The organism is Streptomyces sp. NPDC059900, assembly GCF_050270335.1.
GTDB lineage: Bacteria > Actinomycetota > Actinomycetes > Streptomycetales > Streptomycetaceae > Streptomyces.
The window spans coordinates 1-6,384 of record NZ_JBNNJZ010000475.1 but is presented as its reverse complement, the minus strand read 5'-3'; the positions used below and the strand labels follow the sequence as shown (position 1 = coordinate 6,384).

General features: G+C 72.1%; 6 protein-coding genes and 1 tRNA gene. 3 read left to right on the top strand and 4 right to left on the bottom strand.

Going from position 1 to position 6,384, the window contains the following annotated elements:
* The first annotated feature begins 134 nt into the window (after positions 1-134).
* Positions 135-1,727, top strand: a complete 1,593-nt coding sequence (locus ACQKIP_RS36610) for an NADH-ubiquinone oxidoreductase-F iron-sulfur binding region domain-containing protein (protein WP_365857848.1) — start codon at positions 135-137, stop codon at positions 1,725-1,727.
* A gap of 103 nt (positions 1,728-1,830) precedes the next feature.
* On the opposite strand, the gene ACQKIP_RS36605 is transcribed toward ACQKIP_RS36610, so the two are convergent.
* Positions 1,831-1,903, bottom strand: a tRNA-Ala gene (locus tag ACQKIP_RS36605).
* Positions 1,904-2,014: 111 nt separating this feature from the next.
* Here ACQKIP_RS36605 and ACQKIP_RS36600 point away from each other — a divergent pair.
* Positions 2,015-3,256, top strand: coding sequence for a glycosyltransferase 87 family protein (locus tag ACQKIP_RS36600; protein WP_365857846.1), 1,242 nt, complete (start codon positions 2,015-2,017; stop codon positions 3,254-3,256).
* On the opposite strand, the gene ACQKIP_RS36595 is transcribed toward ACQKIP_RS36600, so the two are convergent.
* From ACQKIP_RS36595 to ACQKIP_RS36585, 3 genes are all read right to left on the bottom strand, one after another.
* Positions 3,225-3,458, bottom strand: a complete 234-nt coding sequence (locus ACQKIP_RS36595; RefSeq protein ID WP_016643127.1) for a hypothetical protein — start codon at positions 3,456-3,458, stop codon at positions 3,225-3,227. The two genes, ACQKIP_RS36600 and ACQKIP_RS36595, sit on opposite strands and share 32 nt — an antisense overlap.
* 3 nt (positions 3,459-3,461) lie before the next feature.
* Positions 3,462-3,710, bottom strand: coding sequence for a hypothetical protein (locus ACQKIP_RS36590; protein ID WP_365857842.1), 249 nt, complete (start codon positions 3,708-3,710; stop codon positions 3,462-3,464).
* Between the two features lie 86 nt (positions 3,711-3,796).
* On the bottom strand, positions 3,797-5,296 hold the full coding sequence (locus tag ACQKIP_RS36585) for an MFS transporter (RefSeq protein ID WP_365857839.1): 1,500 nt from the start codon (positions 5,294-5,296) through the stop codon (positions 3,797-3,799).
* 129 nt (positions 5,297-5,425) lie between these two features.
* On the opposite strand from ACQKIP_RS36585, the gene ACQKIP_RS36580 reads away from it, so the two are divergent.
* Positions 5,426-6,328 carry a helix-turn-helix transcriptional regulator gene (locus tag ACQKIP_RS36580; RefSeq protein WP_365857837.1) on the top strand — a complete coding sequence of 301 codons (903 nt, stop codon included), beginning with the start codon at positions 5,426-5,428 and terminating at the stop codon, positions 6,326-6,328.
* The last annotated feature ends 56 nt before the right edge of the window (positions 6,329-6,384 follow it).

Genomic DNA, 6,384 nt, shown 5'->3' with positions numbered 1-6,384 from the left:
CCCCCGTACACCCCTCCGTACGAGGCCCCTTACCAAGCCCCGTACGACAGCGGCCCCGCCACTGAACCGCTGCCCCACACCTTCCAGGCGCCGAGCTCCGGCGAGCCCTGGAACGCCGCTACCGGAGGACCCAAGTGAACGCGTCGCTGCCCGACGTCCCCGAAGTCCGCGTCGTCGGACTTCCGCTCCTCACCTCGGGCTTCGATCTGGTCGAGCGCCTCGACCTGGCGATGCACCTCAAGGTGCACGGCCCGCTCGAACCCATGGCGGGCGAGTCCCTCGCCGGCCTCTCCGAGGCGATCTCGCTGCGCGGCAGGGGCGGCGCGGGCTTCCCCTTCGCCAAGAAGCTGCGCGCCGTCGCCGACGCGGCGATACGCCGGGGCGTGCGCCCCGTGGTCGTCGTCAACGGCAGCGAGGACGAGCCCGCCTGCCGCAAGGACACCGTCCTGATCAACCGCGCCCCGCACCTCATCCTCGACGGCGCCCTCCTTGCCGCCGAGGCGCTGGGCGCCCGCACGCTGGTCGTCGGCGTGACCCGGGACTCCACCGAGTCCTCGATGCTCGCCGCGCTCGCCGAGCGCGGCCTGACCAACCGGCGCGGATCGAGCATCCGCGCGCGCGTGCAGCGCAATCCGGTGCGCATGGTGACCGGAGAGTCCTCGGCCCTGGTGCGCTCCGCGGACGGCGGCCCCCCGATGCCTCCGGGGCGCAAGGTGCGCACCTCCGACTCCGGAGTGGGCGGCGCCCCCACCCTCCTGTCCAACGCGGAGACCTTCGCCCAGCTCGCGGTCGCCGCCCGGATCGGCCCCGACCGCTACTGCCGCACCGGCCTGCGGGAGGAGCCCGGCACGGTACTGCTCACCGTCTCCGGAGCCGTCGCCCGCCCCATGGTGGTCGAGGTCCCCACGGGAGTGCCCCTGCGGTACGTCCTCCAGCTGGCCGGCGCACCGCCGCTTCCCCAGGGCGTCCTGACGGGCGGCTATCACGGCAAGTGGCTCGACGCGGTCACCGCTCATGACGCGGTCGTCTCACGCGCCTCCCTGGAGGCCTGCGGCGGCGCGCTCGGCGCGGGCGCGATCCTTCCGATCGGCCCTGCGACCTGCCCGCTCGGGGAGTCGCTGCACGTGGCGAACTGGCTGGCGTCCGAGAGCGCGGGCCAGTGCGGCCCCTGCTACCTGGGCCTTCCCGCGGCGGCCCGCGGCCTCGCGGACGTCCTGGACGGCGGCGGCCCCACCGCCTTGGAGGCGCTGCGCGAGGTGACACGGGCCGTGAAGCGACGCGGCGCCTGCAAGCACCCGGACGGCACCGCGGCCTTCATCGAATCCAGCATCTCGGCGTTCACGGACGACCTCGCCGCACACGTCCTGGGCGGCGGCTGCGGCCGCCCCGTGGAGGGCGTCCTGCCGCTCCAGGAGGAGGTGTCGCAGGCCGAGGCCCCCAGCGGCCGCAGGCTCGCCGTCGACTGGACGCTCTGCCAGGGCCACGGACTCTGCGCGGACATCGTCCCCGAGCTGATCCAGCTGGGCCCCGACGGCTTCCCCTCGGTGGCGGAAGCATCCGTACCGCGGTACTCCGAAGCGCGTGCCGTGCGTGCCGTACGCCGCTGCCCCGCGCTCGCGCTGCGCATCGAGGAGGACCCGTCCCGGCCCGCGCCGCGCACGGCGCTGCCGCTCGCGCTCCCGCCGGGCCGCGGTCGCGGACGCAGGGCGCTCGGCAGCGGACGCTGATCCGCCGGGTCACCCGCCAGAAGACACGCGAAGCCAGACGCAAGGAGTCACGGGACACACGAAAGCGGGCCACCCGATCCGGGTGGCCCGCTCTCATTTCCTGTGGAGCTAAGGAGAATTGAACTCCTGACCTCCTGCATGCCATGCAGGCGCTCTACCAACTGAGCTATAGCCCCTTGCTTGTCCGCCCGGTTCCCCCGGCGGCTTCGCCAACATTACACGGTCATCCCCGTGCTCCACCAAATCGTTTCCGGTCTGTACGGATACGGGCGGTACTGTCAGCCTTCGTGACCGTGATCGCGCTTACCGGCGCCCGCCGCCGCGTGCCCCTCGCCGCCGGGGCATGCCTGCTCTCCTTCACGGCCTTCTGGCTCGCGCAGCGCGCCGCGGACGTCTCGATGATCGACCTGATGGTCTACCGGGCCGAGGGCGAGACCGTGCGCGCGGGCGGCGACCTCTACGCGCTGCGCACCACCGAGGCCCATCTGCCCACCACCTACCCGCCGTTCGCGGCCCTGCTGTTCACCCCGCTGACGCTCCTGGACACGGCGGACATGCGCACGCTGGCGACGCTCGGGAACCTGCTCCTCCTGGTGGCGTTCGCACACCTCGCCCTCCGCCTCGTCGGGCCGGTCACGAGCAACGGGCCGCTCACGAGCACCGGGCACGCGCGCGTGGAGGCCGCCCTGTGGGTGTCCGCGCTCGCCGTCTGGGCGGAGCCGGTGTGGACGACCCTGCGGTACGGGCAGATCAATCTGCTGCTCGCCGTCCTGGTCCTGTGGGATCTGTCCCGGCGCCCCGGCCACCGCTGGGCGGGCGTCGGCATCGGCGTCGCGGCGGCGGTCAAGCTCACACCCGCGCTCTTCGCGGTGTTCCTGCTGCTCACCGGGGCCGCCGAGGCAGCGCGTGGCGGTCAGTGGCGCGCGCCCGTCCGCCGCGCGTGCGTGGCGGCCGTGACGTTCGCCGGTGTGACGCTGGTCTCGGCCGCCGTCCTGCCGTACGACTCCTGGCGCTTCTGGACCCGGATGGTCTTCGAGGCGGGCCGGGTCGGGCTTGCCGAGGACACCGCGAACCAGTCGCTGCGCGGGGTCCTCGCGCGGCTCCTGCACACCGGCGAACCCGGCGCCCTGTGGGTGGCGGCCGCGGCGGCGGCAGGCGTCCTCGGGCTCACGGCGGCGGTGCGCGCGGCGCTGCGCAAAGAGCACGCACGGGCCGCGGTGGCCTGCGCGGCGACGGCGCTCCTGGTCAGCCCGGTGTCGTGGTCGCACCACTGGGTGTGGTGCGTACCGATGGGGCTGCTCCTGTGGACGGAGGCGGTGCGCCGGGGCGGCCGGGCGCGGTGGGCGGCCACCGGAGCCGTGGCGCTCGTCTTCTGCTCGTACGCCCTGTGGTGGGTTCCCCATGGCACGGGACGGCTTGAACTCGACCAGAACTTTGGCGAGATGACGCTGTCCGCCCTCTACGTGGCGACCGCCTTGGCATTCCTGCTGCCGGGGCTCAAGCCGTGGCGAAGGAGTAGAAGCGCTTGAGCGTGCAGTGTTCGTCGAGCAGCCGGCCATAGATCGGCTCCCCTTCGAGCTCGCGGTACGTCTCGATGGGGTCGCCCTTTATGATCAGCGCCCGCGCGCACTCCTCGCACCAGTACTGATAGTCCGGGTTGACCGGTTCCATGTCGCGGACGATCGGCGTACCACTGCCGCACCAGTCGCACTTCCGCCTGTGTGCACCCATCGATCAGCTCCAGCTGCGGCCGCAGGCCGTGCACACGTACGAGACACCGCCGTTGTCGCCGAGTACTTGGGCGACATGGGACGAACCGCAGGACGGACAGGTGAGCAGAGGGGTGATCGCCTCGGAGGGGACGGGGGAAAGGGGAGAAACAGCGGAAACGGCCGGAACAGCGGGAACGGAGAGAGCGGCAGCGCGGCGTGGCGCGGCCACTGCGACGAGGCCGGCGGCCTCATCGAGGATGCTCGCAGGCATCGCTCTCCCTCCCGTCGGGTCACATTCGGTGGTCTGGTGCGGTCCCCTTCCGGCTGTCCGATTCTGCCATGGCCCGAGCGACCCGGTCAGCGACGCAGTCGTACCAGTCCGGACACGGCACCCAGTGCGGCCGCCCCGGCCAGGGCGTATGCACACACCAAGAGCGCGTCCGCGGATGAATACGCCCCCGGAGCCCCTTGCGACTCAAGCCGGTTGAGAAAAAGTGCGCCAAAACACGCGACGCCGATCAACTGGCCGAGCTGAGCGACCGTCGAGAGGAGGCCGCTGGCGTCGGCGGCGTCCTCGGGCCGCACCGTGGAGAGTGCCCGGGTGAGCGTGGGGCTGAACCCGAGGGAGAGCCCCGCACCGATGCCCACGAAGGCCGCATACAGCCACGGTCCGCCCTGGCCGCCGTCCCGCAGCAGCAGACCCACCGCGACCGACGACACCGCGGTGAGCACGAACCCGCCGGGGATCAGTGCCCGTTGGAGCACCGCGGGCCAGCGCCGCCAGGTCAGGCCGACCACGCCGAAGACCACGGCGGTCGGCGCGAACGTCAGACCGGCCCGCAGCGCGCTGTAGCCGAGCCCGCCCTGGACGTGCAGCGTGAGCACGAACAGGAAGCCCGCGTTGACCGCCATCACCGCGGCGATCCGGAAGACCGCGAGGCCCATGCCGGGAATGCGCAGGACCCGCGGCGCGATCAGCGGCGCACCGCCACTGCGGGCGAGCCGGGACTCGTAGCCGCAGAAGAGCGCGAAGAGCACCGCTGCCGAGCCCAGCGAGAGCCAGGACCACAGCGGCCAGCCCTCCTGCTGGCCGAGCACCAGCGGCACGGTGAGCAGCGAGACGGCGGCACCGAGCAGCACGAGCCCCGGCAGATCAAGGCCGCGCGCCTGCTTCCCCGGCTTCCCCGGCTCTCGCGGCTCACCAGGCTGCCGGGACGCGTCACGCGGCAGCACGCGTCCGGCCATGACCAGCAGGACCGCGCCGACCGGCACGTTCACCAGGAACACCGGACGCCACCCCGTGCCGAACAGATCGGCGCTGACCAGGATTCCGCCGAGCACCTGCCCCGCCGCGGCCCCGACGGCGAGCACGGCCGCGTACGCGCCGAGCGCCCTGGTCCGCGCCTCGCCGGTGAAGTTGCGCTGGATCAGGCTGAGTACCTGCGGGATGAGGAGCGCGGAACCCGCGCCCTGCAACAGCCGGAAGGCGATCAACTCGCCGGTGCCCTGGCTGAGTCCGCAGGCGAGCGAGGCGACGGTGAAGACCGCGAGGCCCGTGAGGTAGAGGCGGCGGTGCCCGAGGCGGTCGCCCAGCCGCGCGCCGGTGATCAGGAGCACGGCGTACGTGATGGTGTATCCGGCGATCACCAGCTGCAACCCGGCGCCCGACGCGCCCAGTTCGCTGCGGATGGTGGGCGCGGCGACGTTGACGATGAAGACGTCGAGCAGCGCCATGAACTGCGCGGCGATGACGACCGCGAGCACCCGGCCCGGGCGATTGTCAGTGCCGGGGGCTTTACTGAATGCGGGACTTGAGCCAGGGGGATCCATGGCGGTGGACGGAGAGGTCGTTGTCATGGCACCGAGCGTGCGGGCGAGTTGGTACGGGTAACGAGAGCCCGCTGATGCTGGTACTGACAGCACCTGGCAAAGCCCGGACGCCGGGCAGACGATGGGGACGTGACCGTGACGGGGGATGAGACGCGGATGGGGACGACGACTCAGCGACGGAGACCGGAGCTCGCCGCATTCCTGCGGGGCCGCAGAGCCAGGGTGACGCCCGCCGACGTGGGCATGCCGCCGGGCCTGCGCCGCCGCACCCCCGGTCTGCGCCGCGAGGAGGTCGCCCAGCTCTCCGGAGTCGGCGTGACCTGGTACACGTGGCTGGAGCAGGGCCGCCCGATCAACGCCTCCGCGCAGGTCCTGGACGCCGTGGCGCGCACGCTGCGCCTGGACAGGGCGGAGCGCGAGCATCTGTACCACCTGGCCGAGGTGCCGTACGAGCCGGTCCGCAGGACCGTATCCCCCGCAGCCGTCGGCCCGGAGATCCAGGGCATCATCGACGCCCTCGACCCGCACCCGGCGGTGGTCTACAACGCGCGGTACGACATCCTCGCCACCAACCCCGCCTATCGCGATCTCTTCTTCGTCCCCCAGCTGGAGTCCTTCGGGGCGCCGAACGTCCTGTGGACGCTGTTCATCGCGCCCGATCCCGTCTGCCCGCTGGTCTTCCGCGACGAGGAGCTGCCGGTGATGGTGGCGACGCTGCGCAGTTCGTACGGGCGGCATGTGGGCGAGCCCGCCTGGGAGGACTTCATACGCCGCCTGTCCGCCGCGAGCGCGCACTTCGCCGAGCTGTGGGAGAGCGGAAACGTGGCGCCGCCAGGGCCGCGCGTGAAGACCTTCCGGCACGAGGCGGTCGGCGAGCTGCGGATGACGTCGGTCTCGCTGTCCATCAACGGCATGCCGGAGTGCAGGATCGTCGCGTACACACCGGACGACGAGGTGAGCCGGCAGCGGGCGGCCGAGCTGCGGGCGCTCAGGCCGCCGGAGGCTGACGGGCCGCCGGGAACGCAAGAATCCCGCCCTCTGATGAGGACGGGATCCTGATTGTGGAGCTAAGGAGAATTGAACTCCTGACCTCCTGCATGCCATGCAGGCGCTCT

Coding starts and splice junctions, on each gene's coding strand:
- ACQKIP_RS36595 (WP_016643127.1), bottom strand. CDS start 3,458: ATGGGTGCACACAGGCGGAAGTGCGACTGGTGCGGCAGTGGTACGCCG.
- ACQKIP_RS36590 (WP_365857842.1), bottom strand. CDS start 3,710: ATGCCTGCGAGCATCCTCGATGAGGCCGCCGGCCTCGTCGCAGTGGCC.
- ACQKIP_RS36585 (WP_365857839.1), bottom strand. CDS start 5,296: ATGACAACGACCTCTCCGTCCACCGCCATGGATCCCCCTGGCTCAAGT.
- ACQKIP_RS36580 (WP_365857837.1), top strand. CDS start 5,426: ATGGGGACGACGACTCAGCGACGGAGACCGGAGCTCGCCGCATTCCTG.